This is a genomic window from Vibrio sp. Vb1554, assembly GCF_033344235.1.
This window is the reverse complement of record NZ_JAWPOJ010000003.1, coordinates 198,513-214,759: the sequence shown is the minus strand read 5'-3', so window position 1 is coordinate 214,759 and position 16,247 is coordinate 198,513. Positions and strand designations below refer to the sequence as shown.

Genomic DNA, 16,247 nt, shown 5'->3' with positions numbered 1-16,247 from the left:
CAGGCAACGCATCGTCAGCCCAAGATAGGCAAGAACCCTAAGCTTGCTCTTCACTAATGGCTTTTATCAAGGGTAAGGCTTTTTCCCATCCGTGATTAAACATGGAAACAAAGTCATTGTGAGTATGAATGGTAACATTGAGTAGTAAACGATCGTTGTTGGTATCGATCTGGTAGATCTCTCGCGATCCGATCCACCTAGATGCTAGGTCAGCATCGAGTTGTTGACGATTATCCGGATTAAAAATGGCAACATGATGAAATTCAAGTTTTTGAAGCGGTAGCACCGTATCTATGATCGCCCTTGTCCCGCCCATATCTGGATCAAAAAAAGTGATGCCACCTCCTTCTTCCCAAGCTCCTTCAAATTGAGACTGCGGTGAAAAGGCTTGCGCCCAACGTTTATACAACTCAACATCGGTTAGCACTTCCCACACTCGTTGCGGTGTCGCCGAAATTTCGACGTAATAATTTAGCGTAAGCATGATTTCTCTCCCTGAACCTTTCTTGACGCTAGCCCATACTCAGGAAAAATCAAACCACACGACCAATTTATCTACCTGCCCCCTTCATTTTCCGACAGACTAAGAAGTTCTCGCTTGTAAACCGCCACTGCGATGCGCCTTAAAGCGAACCCAACATGTGTTCAGTATGATTGCGAGCACTATTAAACTCATCCCAACAATTTGACTTTGACTCATTCGGTCTTCAAAAAACAGGCTCTGCCAAACCGCAGTGAACAATAAGTTAGTAAAAATGAGTGGTGCAAGTTGAGAGCCACTGCTTGCCAGTTTATATGCTTTGGAGCGAAAAACTTGGGTGTTAATGATCATCAGAGACATCATACCGATCCACAGCGTATTTGAAGAAATCTCAGGCGCCATAACACTCATATTAAGTAACACGTCGAAGTCGTTAAACAAAGTTAGCGGCAACAGAAATACGGCAGCAAAACCAAACGCCCAAAAGTTGATTTCTAGCGGCGACATATTTGTTTTACTCACTTTATATAACGTAAGCTGAGAACCAGAATTGAAGAGTCCACCAGCCAAGCCGAGCAATAAATCCGCTCGCCATGTGATCTCACTTCCGCCGCCCGCCAACATAACCACACCAGTGAACGCCATTGCTAAAGCCGCCAATGTTGAAACACGAATGCGCCCCCTCATGAACAGCTTTTCAACCAAGGGAATAAATAATGGGCCAGTAGCAAACAAAACGACCCCCTCAACGAGCGTTAACGTTTGTAATGACGCGATAAAGCAAAGTTGTGACAAACCGATACAAAGAGCACGCAATAAAATAGGCTTTAGCGTGCCCGCTTTAGGAAAGGTAAGGTTTTTCACACGAAGTAAGATAAGCAAGATAAGCGCAGGCACCAAAAAACGTAAGAAGCTAAATAGTGTGACGGAAAGTTCGCCTGACAACTGCTTTGCTAACAGTCCAGTAACAGATAAGCTTAACGTAGACATTAACATGAAAAGGATAGATTTGTTTACAGCATTCATTCAATACTCCTTAATATATGGAGCATTTTAAAAGACATCACTTATAGTAAATAGCGAGTAATATTAACCATTGATGTAAGAAAAACTTACAGTTTAACTTATCTATCACCAGCTACGGTTTTTAAATTATGCGGAAACTAGTCCCCTTAAAGTCCATCTACGCATTTGTTGCAGTAGCTGAGTCTGGCAGCATGACAGAAGCAGCACAGATATTAAGTGTGAGCCACTCAGCCGTAAGTCAGGCAATTAAATCGCTGGAGAGTCAAGTCAACAAGCCTCTATTTGATCGCATAGGCAGACAAGTTCAACTCAACGCGGACGGTAAAAAGTATTACAGGAAGGTGGCACCCGCTTTAGAGCAAATTGTCGATGCAACGGAAGCACTCATCCAAGATCAGAACTTGCAGCGTGTTACGCTCAATATGGTGAATTCATTGGCTCTTCACTGGTGGATTCCTCGAATGTCAGATTTACAAGGGTTTGCTCCTCAATTAGACGTTCGTTTATCAAACCTGTCTGGCAGATTCAATTTAGAACAAGAAGGTATCGACGCGGCCTTGGTGCATGGAAATCCCGAAGAATGGCAGGATTACTACTGCGAAAAGCTCAGTGAAGATGAACTGGTTTTGGTGTGCAGTCCTGAATTGATAGCGAAGACCAAGGACTCAAACATCACTCAACTCTTAAAGCAGTATCCCATCATTGAAGTTACTAACGAACGACGGAAAAATGACTGGAACGTGTGGCTGGACGCGACGGGTATCCAGCGACCTAAAAATAAAAAACCAATCACTTTTAACATGTCGATACAAGCCGTCCAGGCCACAACTCGTCGTTTGGGGTTATTGGTCACTCATCGCTTGTTTGTGAAGGATGACATCAAATATGGTCAGCTAATCGAGCTGGGTGAACCCGTCATTAATCCTCATCAACAGCTTTACTTTGTATGCCCGCCACACAAGCTAAAGCTTGAATCGTTTCATCTGTTGCGATCTTGGCTACAACAATCATTCAACTATTAGAAACTTTTGTTAAGCACATTCACTGAAAAACTAGTATAAAGTTAGAAGAGCACTTTTCATCCAAGGATGGTTTATGAAGCAGTATCAAATATGGCTAAGCGCACTCTGTTTTGCAGTATCTTTGAGTACGACCGCTGAAGTAGAAAATGATAACCGCCTTTCAGAACAAGGGATCTCCACGGCAATTATTGGGGGTCAGCAGGCTACCCAAAACCAACTTCCTTTTTTTGCACGTCTTATTCTACATAAAACTGGCGCTAATCAGTTTGCCAATATTTGTGGGGGAACCATTGTAAACGACCGCTTCATTTTAACTGCGGCTCACTGCGTAGAACCAAGCGTTTTTACTGACGGCTGGACAATCAACGACCTACGAGTGTTAGTCAAAAACCCTACGATGAATGACGTGTTTGTTGAAGAATTCAAAGATGTTCGCTCTATCACGATTCATCCTGATTATGTGCCTAGCGATTTATGGATTAATGACATCGCTGTCCTTGAATTGACTAGACCTATCACCGATAACGTCCAATCCATCACTTTACCGCAAGACTTTGGAGACTACAGCAGCAAGTCAGTTTATCAGATATTCGGTTTAGGTCAGACCTCAACCAATGATGAAAGCCCCCCTAACTATTTACGCTGGGCAGAAGTAAAACCCCTTACCGACACCCAATGCGCTTCGTTGGTAACAGGGTTTAACGCTCAGGAAAGTTTATGTGCGAATGGATTTCCTGAACGAAGCTACACTGGTATCTGTCGTGGTGACTCAGGCGGTCCTCTCACCTATCAAGACAATAATGGCATGTATCAGCAAATTGGCATTGTGAGCTACGGTTCTTCAGTTTGCGAATCCGCTGCGATTCCAAGTGTGTTTACCGAGATTTTGAACTATGCAACATGGATTGAGACCCAAACCAGCTCAGGTGTAAAAACCAGTTATAACGCCCTCTTAGCAAGTTCGGAAGATTATCATAGCGAAGGGGACTCTGGCTTTGAGCCTGTCGATACCAACACATCTGGCTTTGGTAACAACGGCAGCAGTGGCGGCGGTGCTCTCGGATCAGGGTTGATCATGCTTGGAGGCTGGTTTGGTTGGCTAAGACACCGCAGAAATTATTCGCGCTCCTAGTAGCGTCAACAAGACATCATAATATCTTACGCTTAACGCGAGAGTTAATGATGTCTTCAATCATCTTTTGCTCTTTTTTCGCTTTTTCATAGTTCTGCTTAGTACGCCAACGATCAAGCACTTTTTCTAACCCTTGAACGCGTGCGTGCTTGTGTTCTAGCGTTTTCTGTACAGATGCACATTCCGCTTGCATAACGGCTTGCTCTTGCTCGTGGTGACGAAGCATTCTTTGTAGCATTTGGTCAACACGATTAAAGTTCATCAAAGCCGCGCTCGTCAGCGTCGGGCCGGTTCGGGTTGATTGTCCAGCGTGGCCTTTCAACGCCGACAACTGTTCCAATTGCATTGAAAGATGGGAGTGACGCTGACGCATGGCATCAAGTTGTTGACCCACACGGTCACGCTGTTTTTCTTCCATTTGCTGTAACTTGCCTACGGCTTTTAACTTGGATTTCATTTCAGCCTTGTCACTCCCATTTGATTAAGCACTTTGAAAAAGCTGCGCGAGCTCGGTCAAACTGGTTGGGTAATCTACAGACTCGTTGGCAGCTTGTTGTAGATATGCACGCAAATTTGGATACATAGCAACAGATTGATCTAACTCAGGATCTTGTCCTGGTTGATAACCCCCTAATGGCAGTAACTCTTTAACCTGAAGGTAGTTGGAGTACATTTGACGGAAGTTATTCGCAATCGTGCTGTGTGCGTCCTGCGTACAAGTATTCATACAACGGCTAATAGACGCGTTGATATCTATCGCGGGATAATGCCCTTGCTCAGCCAGTTGACGCGATAAAACGACATGCCCATCTAAGATGGCGCGCGCGGAATCCACGACAGGATCTTGTTGGTCGTCCCCTTCTGCCAATACGGTGTAAATTGCCGTTAAGCTACCATGTTGATTTTCACTGTTACCCGCTCGCTCTAAGAGTTGAGGTAACACGCTGAAGACTGAGGGCGGATAACCACGAGAAGCTGGAGGCTCACCGAGCGAAAGAGCGATTTCGCGCTGTGCCATGGCGTATCGGGTTAGAGAGTCCATCAGAAGTAGAACGTCTTTGCCTTGGTCTCGGAAATACTCTGAAACGCGATGACAAAGTAATGTCGCTCTTAACCTCATTAGCGGGGATTCATCAGCAGGAGCCGCGATAATGATCGCTTTCTTGCGCGCTTCTGGGGTTAAGTTTCTCTCGATGAACTCACGTACTTCTCTGCCTCGCTCACCGATAAGCCCGACCACAATTACATCGGCCTCCGTGTTTTTGGTGATCATCCCCATTAACACACTTTTACCGACGCCACTGCCAGCCATCAAACCAATACGTTGGCCTTTGCCTACCGTCAATAGTCCATTAATCGCTCGCACGCCTACGTTGAGTGGTGTATCAACTGGGCGTCGCTTCAGTGGGTTAATCGGTTTTGGTTCAAGTGAAACTCGATCTCCCCCCTTAAGCGGTGCCCCATCATCTAACGGCTCACCTAAACCATTCAGTACGCGTCCTAACCACTGAGAGCTTAGCTGCACGGTACTGTCACCATCAAGAGGGATGACTTTTGCACCTGCAAACAAACCGCCTAAACGGCGGATAGGCATGAGGTAAGCAATGGTGTGTTCAAAGCCCACAACTTGCGCTTCGATCATATCGCCTTCCGCGGTTTCTACGAGACAACGCTGCTCAAGCTTAAACCGACACCCTACGGCTTGTAACATTAAGCCGTTTACTTTTATCAATCGCCCTGTTACGCGAGCAACAGGGATTGAATCGAGCGAAGCCAAGGCTTCGCTCAAACGCTCACTTAATAGTTCATGGCTTAGGGTATTACTCATGCTCAGACTCTACCTGTGGAATACTGACTTCATCCAAAAGGTGTTGCTTTACATTGTCCATACAGGCTTCCAAACGAGAGTCGCAGCTCGCATCCGCTTCTGCGTCATCAGTCACTAACTGACAGCCACCAATAGGAAGCTCCGTATTAGGGACCAGTTTCCAAGATTGCGGCAAATCAGCATTGATGTGAGTAATGCGCTCTAAATCTTGCGGATTTAAATGCACAGTTACTGTTTCCGCTTTACCAGGCATGGCAGATAATGTCTCGTCCACCAAAGCTAGGATCTGCTGAGGCATTAAAGTGAGCTCGGCACGAATCACTTGCTGAGCTACCTTTTGTACCAGTTCACAAATCATATGGCGTTGTTGCTGTTCTTTTTCATCTTGCCAACGAGAAAGGGCGTGAAAAAGTTCATTGACAGGCTTCGCCGCCTCCAAAAAGCCTTGCTTTCCAGACTGCTCACCGGAAACAAAGCCTTTTTGGAAACCTTCTTTTTGGCCTTCCAACAGACCTTGTTGCTTGCCCTGTTCGATACCTTGGCGTAAGCCTTCCTCATGTCCTTGTTGCAAACCTTGTTGAAAACCTTCTTCAAGTTGCTGTTGGATATCTATTTGAGGTTCTTGCCAGCCTTGGTTATCTAGCCCGAATTCGTCTTCGATAGTCTTAGGTTGCGCTAAAGGCGGAAAACGGTGTAAACGATACCCGCTCGGAGGCAATCGCATAGTACTTGATTTTGTCTCTAGCATGACCTTACTCCACCGTTGGCTCTTCATAGAGAAGCAGCTGAACTTCACCAGATTCATCCAGCTCACGTACCATTTGCATGATGTCTTGACGTGCTTTTTGAACTCGACTTAACGCAACAGCGCCGCGTGCGTCCATGTCATCTTCTAGCGCTTTCACCATACGTTGCGGCATTGAACGCTTAATAGCTTGTTGTAAGGTAATATCGGAACCTTTTAGCGCGACTGCCCACAACTCTAGCGGAATCTGCTGCACCAACATGTCCATGGTTTCTTCGCGTTGTCGGCCAAGAACCATAAAGTCGAACATGTTTTCTTCGATTGCATTAACAACATCTTCATCATGCAACTTCAGCATTTCCATCAATGAACCACGGTCACCTTCAAAGCGGTTAATGATATCTGCTGCTTGCTTAACACCTGATAACGGCGTGCTTTGACTCGCGGATACTTTTTCGATGCAACGCTCAACGAGTTCATGCAAATCAACGGCAACTTGATGATCGATATCTTGCAATTGAGCAATACGGAACAAAATTTCGTCATGGTAATCTTGTGGCAAGTGCTTCAATACCGTTGAAGAGCTGTCCGCTGGCAAATACGCTAGAAAAATTGCTTGCATTTGTGGGTGCTCGTTCACAATGAAACGAGCGAGAGTTTCTGCTTCCACCCACTGTAAGCGCTGCATATTGTTGCGAATTTCATCGCCATATAACGTATTCAATAACCCTTTTGCCAAATCGTTACCCAACGCTTTACGCAATGTATTAGAGAGGTATTCCTTAGAGGCTCCTCGAATACCGCTGTGCTCACGGAAATCTTCAAAGAAAGTTTGAATAACACCACGAGCAGAATCGCTCTTAATGCCATTTAACTTCGCCATTGCACGAGTCACACGCTGGGTTTCATCACGGCTAAAGTGTTGCAAAACCTTCGCTGCGGCATCCTCGCCCATGCCTAATAGCACGAGCGCGGTTTGTTCAACATAACTAAGCGTCTGCTTTGATAGAACTGTGTTCATTGATGTTTACCCATTGTTTCAGTATTTCGGCTACGCGCTCTGGCTCTTCGTTAGCAATAAGCTGTAGGTGTTTCAATTGAATTTCTAATGGCGAACCTGCTGGTGGTAGCATGTCGCTGTTTACATCTAAACCTGAAGAGGCTGAGATGCCTTTTTCAGATAGGCGGCGATCAAGTACTTCTTCATGCTCGCGCTCTTCACGCGTTTGCAAGTTTTCGTAGTCAGGCTCTTCCTGAGGCTCAGCAAAATTTAGCTCAGGCACAGGTTTATCAACGCCAGTTAGGTGCATGATTAATGGACGCAGTACGAAGAAGATCATCGCCAAGCCTAACAAGCCACCAATAACGTAGCGTATTGGCTGCTGTACTGTAGGGTCTTGCCACCACGGCAGTGCAGGAGGAGCATCAATTTCAATTGGGGTGAAGTTGAAACTCATTAAACTTAAGCTGTCACCACGTGTGGCAGAGATACCAACAGCATCCATGATCATGTTTGAGATTTGCTCTTTATCGGCTTCACTCCACGCCACACCATCTGGCGAAGCTTTGGAGTTCAACAGAACCGAGACACTAAGCTTTTCTATTTGGCCTTGTTGGTATTGAGTACGACGAACACTGCTCCCTACAGCATATTGACGATTCACTTCAGATCGCGCATTCGTGTTTTGGCTATCGTTCGTTTCCACTTCACCAGATCCTGTCACTGGCGGTTGGTTACTTAGAGAACCAGGAACACCCAACGCAATTTGATCAACCGAGTTGTTATGAATGGTGTGCTCATTACGCACAACCGGTGCGTTATCCAAAATTTCTTGTGTTTCTTCAACTTGGCTAAAGTCCAGATCGGCAGCGACTTGTACTCGGAAGTTACTCGGCCCCACAATCGGCGTAAGCATATCTGCTGCGCGTTGGATGATCTGTTTTTCAACACTCTTCTGGTATTCAAGATATTTCGCATTTACTTTACCAGCTTCCGCAGAAGCGACATCCGCACTAAGAAGACGGCCATACTGGTCAATGACAGAAACAAATTCTGGCTTCATTGCCGTGACACTGCCGACCACTAGGTTAATGATCGCTTCAACTTGTTCAGGCTTTAAGTCTTCACCAGGTTTGAGCTCAAGCATGACAGATGCTGAAGGATTCTCACTGTTTTGGCGGACGAATAGAGTTTGACGAGGTATTGCTAAATGAACACGCGCGTTCGCTACTGAGTTCAAAGACATGATAGTACGTACTAACTCACCTTCTAAACCATGACGATAACGCGCCGTTTCCATAAATTGGCTCGTACCAAGAGAGCTATCTTCCTTGAGCGAATCCAAACCTGTCGGCAGCTTAGCTTTAACACCTTTTGATGCAAGCAACATGCGTACCTTCGCAACCTCACCTTCTGGTACAAGAACTTGTCCATTTTGCTCTTGCATGCGGTAGCTTACGCCTTCGCTTTCTAATACCGACACAATTTCGCCGATATCAAAACGCTCTTGCTGGCTATATAGCGGACGAAAGCTCTGCGAGGAACTCCATAGTGCAACCACAATAATCGCTGCAACAATCGCAGCTAACACCGCAGATAGCACTAAGTTTCTCTGACTGCTAGACCAGATTTGCTTCAGCTTCGTTGTCACATCGTCCATGCCGTTGGCAGTAGAAAATGTCTGTGCTGTGCCGGTAGCCATAGCTGTGTTTCCGGCGACTTGGGGGGTTAGTTCTGACATGAATTACACCGGCATCTTCATAATATCTTCAAATGAGGTCACGACTTTGTTGCGCACTTGCATCAAAGCATTAAAGGACAAGCTGGCTTTTTGGCTCGCGACCATTGCACCAACTAGGTCATCACTTTTTCCTGTTTCTACGGCCGTCATTTTTTGACTAGCCACTGATTGATGTTGATTCACTGTATCCAACACATTTGTCATCGCTTGTGAGAACGATAAAGGTGCGTTTAGTGATTGTTGATCTAAAGGATTTGCACTCACGATAAACTCTGGCGGCTGCACTTGTGCCTGCATCGCCTGCATTTTTGACAACATAAGTTGCTCTGCCGAGACCGCATGAGTAGGTTGACTTGCCATCTATTTTTTCTCCTATTAGGCAGCCGAGCCTAGTGCCGACTGTAAATCAATACCATGTTCTCGCATTGCTGCGAGCTTGTAGCGTAGCGCTCGAGTAGAGACTCCAAGCGCGTTTGCGGTTTTCGTTCGGTTTCCACCAAACTGACGTAACTTTTCCAAAATAAACTGATATTCAGCTTGCTTCTTCGCTTCTACATGACCAAAACTTGCAGTTGGCTCTGCTGTAGGAACTGACGCGACAAGCTCAATAGGCAGCATCAGGTCATGGGCTGTAATGTAATCACCATGACGCATGACCAAAGCGCGTTGAATGACATTTTCCAACTCACGAATATTGCCCGGCCAGTGATACTGACTCAGCGCACTAATCGCATCTTGGGATAGGTGACAGCGGCTGCTATCTTGATACTTTTCAATAAAGAATTGGCTAATTGGTAGAATGTCCTCTTTTCTTTCACGCAAAGGCGGCCAGTGCAGAGGCAGCACATCTAATCGATAATAAAGATCTTCACGGAACGTGCCTTTTTGAACTTCCTCACGTAAGTCTTTGTTGGTTGCCGCAATAACACGAATATCGAGCTGAACGGCTTTATGGCTACCAACACGTTCTACTTCACGCTCTTGAAGGACGCGTAACAATTTCGCTTGAACCGCAGGTGACATTTCACCAATCTCGTCAAGCAGAATCGTCCCGCCATTTGCTTCTTCAAACTTACCGCTTTGAGAATTTGTCGCTCCGGTGAACGCGCCTTTTACATGACCGAATAGCACAGCCTCTAACATTGACTCTGGAATGGCGGCGCAGTTAACCGCCACAAATGGACCATTGATACGCGGAGAGTGCTCATGCACATATCGCGCCAGCACTTCTTTACCCGTTCCCGATTCACCTGTAATAAGTACACTCGCGTTAGTACATGCTGCACGATGCGCCAATTGCAGAACTTGTTTGCTTCTCCAAGACTCCGCAACAATGTTGGCCATTGGCTTACCTAACGCTTCAACACGTTTAAGCAGATTAACCAACTGATTAGATTCAAATGGGCGTAATAGATAATCAGTAGCGCCCGCTTTCATCGTCTCAGCAGCCAAGATGCCTTGTTCTTGATCGACAATCGCAATAACAACACCCGAATTTCGCTGCTTTTGGTGACACGCGACAAACTCACGAACACACATATCCGGCAGCGTAGAGCTCACTAAAGTGATTTCTGCTCGCTCTTCAAGCAAAGCGCCTCGACCAGTACGAGTGTGTTTCGCGGTGTAACCTGCATTTTGCAACACATCCAATACTGGTTGAGCAAGAGCTTCATTTGGCTCAACCAACAAAATTTTCGTTTTCGTCATCATTGAACCTTAACTTTCGTTTGTTGATTTTGTGATTGTAGATCTGGGTGGTGTTTCGTAGCCGTATACTCGTTGTCCCTCACTAAACGCAGGGTGACACGTCGGTTTTTTGCTTGGCCATTAACCGAGTTATTGCTGGCAATTGGGTAACGTGAACCATGAGCTCGTGTTTCGATCATCGACTCGTCGACCCCAAGCTCAATCAAAGCATTGGTGACTTGCTCTGCTCGAGTACGTGACACAGAAAGGTTCGTTAAACTTGAACCAACGTTATCGGTGTGACCGTCGATGAGGATTTTGGTCACTCGATCATCCACAGATACATAGCTATACAGCGCTTCTAGTGTTGCTTTCTGTCCACGACTTAACGTCTTCTGACCAAACTCAAATGAGAGCGCCATATCCCTTGCCTCTGAAAAAGACAATTTAGGCAATCGCGCGCGACACGCATTAAATGATTTCAATGCGTTTTGAATTTGAAGAGTAGGAATCACAATCTCTGAAACAGAGGAAGCATTACTTCCTTTAAGTGACAGCGTCACCCAACTACCCGAAGCAATTGAATCCATGAATTCTTCAGCGCCTTTATTAAAGATGAAACGCTGAGACGGCTTAGTAAATTCAAGGGAACCAAATTCTTTTCTATAAAGCTCATCACCCCAAGGAGCATTTTGAGTTGTTAAAGCAATCGTTTTCCATTTATTGTTTTCATATTCTATATCGGAAATAAAATAGAATTTATTATTAGGTTCCGCTAGGAAATAAAACTTCCCATAGTCTTTATTTGATTGCAACAAGTTGCATTTGAATTTATTTCCCTCATATGTCCATTTAGAGAGGTCCATAGGGATTGTTAAGACTTCTTCTGAATATGACACTTTTGAAAAAATAAAACTGATAACAATAATTGTGTTACAAATTATCAAACGGACATGATTCATGTATATCTTACATTCCCATGACTTAAACCGTTTAATTAAATATGCCACCAAGCCGAGAGAACTGGCATAGCTAATCATTTTAATTACCTATTCTGAATATTAAAATTGGTTACAAAACGCTCAAGAGAGCACGCTTAGCCTCCAACGGAAGCTTTAAGCATAAAAAACAGTATCTTATAATTTATTTATTTGAAGTTGTTGTTACGCCATAAAGGCAATTTAAAAAATCTATAACAACTAAAACGCTCAACATTGTTATTTTATTTATTAAGCGATTTATAAAGAAAACTAACTCTTTTTAAATTTCATTAAAAGATTATGACTATATGAACAAAGCAACATGTGAACTAAAGTCACAATCTTAGAGTTTGGAGCTAAAAGATCATTAAAATTTCTGTGTAGACTACACGCCATTAAGTTAAAAAACTTTCGATTGTTAACGCACGGTAAAATATAAATGGAAAATAGAGTTAGCGAGCCTATTTCTGATAGTCAACTACTTGATGTAGAATTATTAGGCAAACCTATTCATATCATTCGTGAGAAGCTCGATAATTTAATTTCAGAATCTTGCTCAAACCTTACGACTGAATTACAAAATTGGCTCAGCACAGGAAAAGTGGAAGCTAGCTTAACCTCAGTAGACTTGCACCGCTTTACATCGGTTGAGATGGACAAAGAGCAAACGTCGACCTATCAACATCAGGAAGGCGGCATGGTATTCATCCATGGTAACCCCCACACGCTAATAAAGTTGGCTGATAGATTTTATGGTGCAAGTGCAGAGCGCTCAGCCGCTACTCTGACGGCCAGTGACTTACGTTTACAAGAGCGCATCAGTCGAATCATCATCGGTTGGCTTGCTCCTGGTGAAATGTGGGACACGGGTGAGTATGAGACCCCTAGAGGTATTGGCATTAACGTTCAATTAAACATTGCGTTTGACGATCATCAAGGCTCAATTCATCTCAAGCTAGATGGTCATCTTATTCAAACGCTAATCGAGCAGCTTGAACTGCAGCCTGATACCGATTTGTTTCAACCTTTCTGTCGTTCTTTAGAGACGACCCCCGTTCGACTGAACGTTGTTCTAAGTAAAAAGAAGATGCCTTTAAGTGATGTGGTTGGCTTACAACCCAACGATATTTTACCTATTGAGCTTCTTAACACGGTTCCAGTAAGCATTGGCAACCAATCTCTATTTACAGGTCGTATTGCCGAGCAAGACGGCCAACTTGTTTTGATCTTTAACCCTGATAAGGAACCGCAGCGATGAGCGAAGCGCTAGAAACTAATGCATTCGACGCAGAAGAACTGAACTTTGATGATTTTCAATTAGAAGACTTTGAAGCCGAAGATACGCTCCAACAAGAACCAGCCACTGCGGAACGTGACCTTAGCTTTTTCAAAAGCATTCCTGTCACAGTCACGCTGGAAGTTGCGAGTAAGGAGATCCCACTTGGGGACTTAATGAAAGCGGGTGAAGGCACGGTTATCGAGTTGGAAAAGCTCAATGGCGAGCCTTTAGACGTGAAAGTAAACGGTTCTCTTATGGGCCACGCTGAAGTTGTCGTTGTCAATGATAAGTATGGACTTCGTCTGATCGATGTACATGACTCTGCATTGAGTGGCGTTGGTCAATAATCTTAGGTAGGCATCACAATGAAAAATCTGAGCGCTTGGCACCGTTGGTTACCTCTTTTGGTATTGGTGTCACTTTTGTTTGCTTTCCCAACAATGGCGGCTGACAACGGCTTAACTATCTTGTCCGTTTCTGATGGCGACACACAACAAGAATACAGCGTTAAACTGCAAATTCTGTTGTTGATGACGGCGCTCAGTTTTCTTCCAGCATTTATTTTGATGGCGACGAGCTTTACTCGAATTGTCGTTGTCCTTGCGATTTTGCGCCAAGCTCTTGGTCTTCAACAAAGCCCACCTAACAGAGTGTTGGTCGGGATCGCTCTCGCATTGACGTTACTGATTATGCGCCCTGTCTGGAGCGATATTTATGAAAATGCGTTTCAGCCATACGACAACGGCGAAATCACGCTAATACAGGCTTTTTCTGTTGCAGAGAAACCAGTGAGAGAGTTCATGTTGGCACAGACGCACCAAAGCTCTCTTGAACAAATGTTACGTATTGCCAATGAGCCTCTCGACCAAAACGTTGAAGATATTTCATTTGCCGTTGTCTTGCCTGCATTTGTCATTAGTGAACTAAAAACCGCCTTCCAAATTGGTTTTATGCTTTTCATCCCGTTTTTGGTCATCGACTTGGTTGTCGCCAGTGTCCTGATGGCAATGGGTATGATGATGCTATCACCTTTAATTGTCTCACTTCCCTTTAAGTTGGTGGTATTTGTACTCGTGGATGGTTGGGCAATGACAGTTGGCACCTTATCTGCCAGCTTCGGTTAACTAGGAGCAGTTATGACCCCAGAACTAACCGTAACGTTATTTTCCGATGCAGTATGGCTGATCATTTTGATGGTTGCCGTATTGGTTGTTCCAGGCTTAATTGTCGGTTTGTGTATCGCCGTATTTCAGGCTGCCACACAAATCAACGAGCAAACACTCAGCTTTTTGCCACGTTTGCTCGTTACCTTATTAATGGTGATTTTTGCAGGTCACTGGATGCTCCGTAAGATCATGGAACTGTTTGATTTCTTGTTCCACAACATACCAGGGATGATTGGCTAATGGCCATCACATTTGCAGAGCTCTCGGCGATACTCGGTCAACTCTGGTGGCCGTTTTTTCGTGTGGGAGCCGTATTTATTTCAATGCCTTTCTTTGGTGATGCGATTATTCCTGTTTGGGTTCGTACTTTACTGGCCCTCTCGATCGTTGTCATTACTGGACCGTTAATGCCACCCATGCCACAAGTCGAGTTATTCTCTATGACTTCCCTGTTCCTTGCTTTTGAGCAAGCTATTTGGGGGGTAATGTTTGGGTTAATTTTGCACATGCTCTTTAACGTTTTCACCATGCTTGGTCAGGTGATTTCTCTGCAAATGGGCTTAGGTATGGCGATGATGAATGATCCTATTAACGGGCTTTCTGTCGCCATTTTGGGACGCATATTTCTGATTTTCTCAACCTTGTTGTTTCTTGCGCTAGAAGGACACTTACTCGTCATAGATATCGTGATTCAAAGCTTTGTTGTTTGGCCAGTCGGATCTGGTATCACATCGCTTTCTCTGCAAGGTGTTGTCAATATTTTCGGTTGGATGTTTGCCTCTTCACTAGCTTTGGCTTTGCCCGCTATTGTTTCCATGCTTCTAGCCAACATCAGTTTTGGTGTAATGAACCGAGCCGCACCATCACTTAATGTCTATGCGTTAGGTTTTCCTATGACGATGCTGCTGGGTCTATTCAGCGTATTAATCTCAGTTTCTGGTGTTCCTGGTCGCTACACGGCGCTCGTTCACGACACCATTAGACACTTGAGTAACTTTATGTTGGGGGGAGCATGAGCGATCAATCTTCTCAAGACAAAACTGAAAAAGCCTCACCGCAGAAGGTAAAGAAAGCCCGCCAGGAAGGACAAATTCCTCGCGCGAAAGAGTTTACTACTGCGGTTATATTTCTAGCGGTGGCGCTCTACTTTTACTCTCAACTTAATAGTATTTGGGAAAGCATGTCGGGGATCTTTCGCTACAACATGATGCTGACGCGAGCCGACCTAGAAAATCCTAAACAACTTGTCGAGCAATTGGGACAAAGTTTAGCGGTCATCATAGACATGCTATTACCATTGTTTACCGTCATTATTATCGTGACCTGTGGTAGTAGCCTTGTGCTAGGCGGCTGGATGTTCCGTCCCGCGAACGTGATGCCAAAGCTCAGCAAAATTAATCCTTTGAGCGGGATAAAGCGCATTTTTTCGACCCGCTCAGTGGTTGAGCTCTTAAAGTCGACGTTCAAAGTAGCCGTGATCTTCAGCATCTTATATGGCTATTTAGACAACCACTTACAGCCATTACTTGGCATGCAAAACCTCCCACTCAGCCAAGGTTTTTCTCTAGTAATGTCCATTCTGTTTGAAGGCTTACTCTTAATGGGCTTCGCCTTGTTGTTATTTGGGGTTATCGACATTCCTTATCAGCGTTGGGAACACCTAAAAGAACTCCGCATGACGAAACAAGAATTGAAAGAGGAATTTAAAAATAATGAAGGTCGTCCGGAAGTAAAACAACGTATTCGTCAAATACAGCAACAGTTTGCGCGCCGTAAGATCGATAAAATGGTGCCGACGGCTGACGTGATCATCACAAACCCAACGCACTACGCAGTCGCACTGAAATACGAGCCTTCGCTTTCTGACGCGCCCTTTGTCGTCGCAAAAGGCGTAGACGAAACTGCTATGCACATTCAACGTATCGCCCGAGAAAACAAAGTGGAAATCATTAACTCCCCGCCACTTACCCGTTCGATTTATCACACGACGGCGATTGAACAAGCAATCCCAAGCCAACTGTACATCGCAGTGGCACATATTCTTACTTACGTTTTGCAATTGAAAGCCTTTCGTAAAGGTGAGGGAAAAGAGCCAATTCCTTTACCTCATTTTTCGATTCCAAAACATTTGCAGCACTGATTAACCCGCGTTTATCCAAGG

General features: G+C 44.7%; 18 protein-coding genes. 8 read left to right on the top strand and 10 right to left on the bottom strand.

Features of this window, described 5'->3' with window-relative positions:
- Nucleotides 1–37: 37 nt before the first annotated feature.
- Entirely contained in the window at nt 38–484 is a 447-nt protein-coding gene (locus R8N28_RS04520) for an SRPBCC family protein (protein ID WP_005375065.1), read from the bottom strand.
- A gap of 99 nt (nt 485–583) precedes the next feature.
- The gene (locus tag R8N28_RS04515) at nt 584–1,507 is read right to left on the bottom strand and encodes a DMT family transporter (protein ID WP_033906700.1); all 924 of its coding nucleotides are present in this window, start codon (nt 1,505–1,507) and stop codon (nt 584–586) included.
- 128 nt (nt 1,508–1,635) lie between these two features.
- Here R8N28_RS04515 and R8N28_RS04510 point away from each other — a divergent pair, with 128 nt between their 5' ends.
- Both R8N28_RS04510 and R8N28_RS04505 read left to right on the top strand, forming a co-directional pair.
- The gene (locus R8N28_RS04510; protein WP_033906699.1) at nt 1,636–2,529 is read left to right on the top strand and encodes a LysR substrate-binding domain-containing protein; all 894 of its coding nucleotides are present in this window, start codon (nt 1,636–1,638) and stop codon (nt 2,527–2,529) included.
- Nucleotides 2,530–2,602: 73 nt separating this feature from the next.
- A complete protein-coding gene (locus tag R8N28_RS04505) occupies nt 2,603–3,661 on the top strand; it encodes a S1 family peptidase (RefSeq protein WP_025768593.1) in 1,059 nt (352 codons plus the stop codon).
- A 16-nt stretch (nt 3,662–3,677) separates the two neighbouring features.
- On the opposite strand, the gene fliJ is transcribed toward R8N28_RS04505, so the two are convergent.
- From fliJ to R8N28_RS04465, 8 genes are read right to left on the bottom strand one after another with little or no spacing between them, the layout of a single operon-like run.
- Nucleotides 3,678–4,118 carry a flagellar export protein FliJ gene (fliJ, locus tag R8N28_RS04500; RefSeq protein WP_017820533.1) on the bottom strand — a complete coding sequence of 147 codons (441 nt, stop codon included), beginning with the start codon at nt 4,116–4,118 and terminating at the stop codon, nt 3,678–3,680.
- A 24-nt stretch (nt 4,119–4,142) separates the two neighbouring features.
- The gene (gene fliI, locus R8N28_RS04495) at nt 4,143–5,489 is read right to left on the bottom strand and encodes a flagellar protein export ATPase FliI (protein WP_005375057.1); all 1,347 of its coding nucleotides are present in this window, start codon (nt 5,487–5,489) and stop codon (nt 4,143–4,145) included.
- On the bottom strand, nt 5,482–6,237 hold the full coding sequence (fliH, locus tag R8N28_RS04490) for a flagellar assembly protein FliH (protein WP_005375050.1): 756 nt from the start codon (nt 6,235–6,237) through the stop codon (nt 5,482–5,484). The genes fliI and fliH overlap by 8 nt, the downstream gene beginning before the upstream one ends.
- A gap of 4 nt (nt 6,238–6,241) precedes the next feature.
- Entirely contained in the window at nt 6,242–7,255 is a 1,014-nt protein-coding gene (locus tag R8N28_RS04485; protein WP_065275488.1) for a flagellar motor switch protein FliG, read from the bottom strand.
- Entirely contained in the window at nt 7,224–8,975 is a 1,752-nt protein-coding gene (gene fliF / locus R8N28_RS04480; protein ID WP_005384024.1) for a flagellar basal-body MS-ring/collar protein FliF, read from the bottom strand. The genes R8N28_RS04485 and fliF overlap by 32 nt, the downstream gene beginning before the upstream one ends.
- A gap of 3 nt (nt 8,976–8,978) precedes the next feature.
- Nucleotides 8,979–9,335, bottom strand: a complete 357-nt coding sequence (gene fliE / locus R8N28_RS04475) for a flagellar hook-basal body complex protein FliE (RefSeq protein ID WP_005375045.1) — start codon at nt 9,333–9,335, stop codon at nt 8,979–8,981.
- Between the two features lie 15 nt (nt 9,336–9,350).
- Complete coding sequence (locus R8N28_RS04470) at nt 9,351–10,682, bottom strand: sigma-54 interaction domain-containing protein (protein ID WP_017820535.1); 1,332 nt, start codon at nt 10,680–10,682, stop codon at nt 9,351–9,353.
- Complete coding sequence (locus R8N28_RS04465; RefSeq protein WP_021707593.1) at nt 10,682–11,701, bottom strand: OmpA family protein; 1,020 nt, start codon at nt 11,699–11,701, stop codon at nt 10,682–10,684. Before R8N28_RS04465 ends, R8N28_RS04470 begins: the two co-directional genes overlap by 1 nt.
- Before the next feature lie 379 nt (nt 11,702–12,080).
- Here R8N28_RS04465 and R8N28_RS04460 point away from each other — a divergent pair, with 379 nt between their 5' ends.
- Genes R8N28_RS04460 through flhB form a run of 6 tightly spaced genes read left to right on the top strand, consistent with a single transcriptional unit; the run spans nt 12,081 to nt 16,226 of the window.
- Nucleotides 12,081–12,899, top strand: coding sequence for a FliM/FliN family flagellar motor switch protein (locus R8N28_RS04460; RefSeq protein ID WP_005375039.1), 819 nt, complete (start codon nt 12,081–12,083; stop codon nt 12,897–12,899).
- Nucleotides 12,896–13,267 carry a flagellar motor switch protein FliN gene (fliN, locus tag R8N28_RS04455; protein ID WP_005375038.1) on the top strand — a complete coding sequence of 124 codons (372 nt, stop codon included), beginning with the start codon at nt 12,896–12,898 and terminating at the stop codon, nt 13,265–13,267. The genes R8N28_RS04460 and fliN overlap by 4 nt, the downstream gene beginning before the upstream one ends.
- Before the next feature lie 18 nt (nt 13,268–13,285).
- On the top strand, nt 13,286–14,044 hold the full coding sequence (fliP, locus tag R8N28_RS04450) for a flagellar type III secretion system pore protein FliP (protein ID WP_005375037.1): 759 nt from the start codon (nt 13,286–13,288) through the stop codon (nt 14,042–14,044).
- 12 nt (nt 14,045–14,056) lie between these two features.
- The gene (fliQ, locus tag R8N28_RS04445) at nt 14,057–14,326 is read left to right on the top strand and encodes a flagellar biosynthesis protein FliQ (protein WP_005375036.1); all 270 of its coding nucleotides are present in this window, start codon (nt 14,057–14,059) and stop codon (nt 14,324–14,326) included.
- On the top strand, nt 14,326–15,102 hold the full coding sequence (gene fliR / locus R8N28_RS04440; RefSeq protein WP_005375027.1) for a flagellar biosynthetic protein FliR: 777 nt from the start codon (nt 14,326–14,328) through the stop codon (nt 15,100–15,102). The genes fliQ and fliR overlap by 1 nt, the downstream gene beginning before the upstream one ends.
- Nucleotides 15,099–16,226, top strand: a complete 1,128-nt coding sequence (flhB, locus tag R8N28_RS04435; RefSeq protein ID WP_053307938.1) for a flagellar biosynthesis protein FlhB — start codon at nt 15,099–15,101, stop codon at nt 16,224–16,226. The genes fliR and flhB overlap by 4 nt, the downstream gene beginning before the upstream one ends.
- Nucleotides 16,227–16,247: the final 21 nt, after the last annotated feature.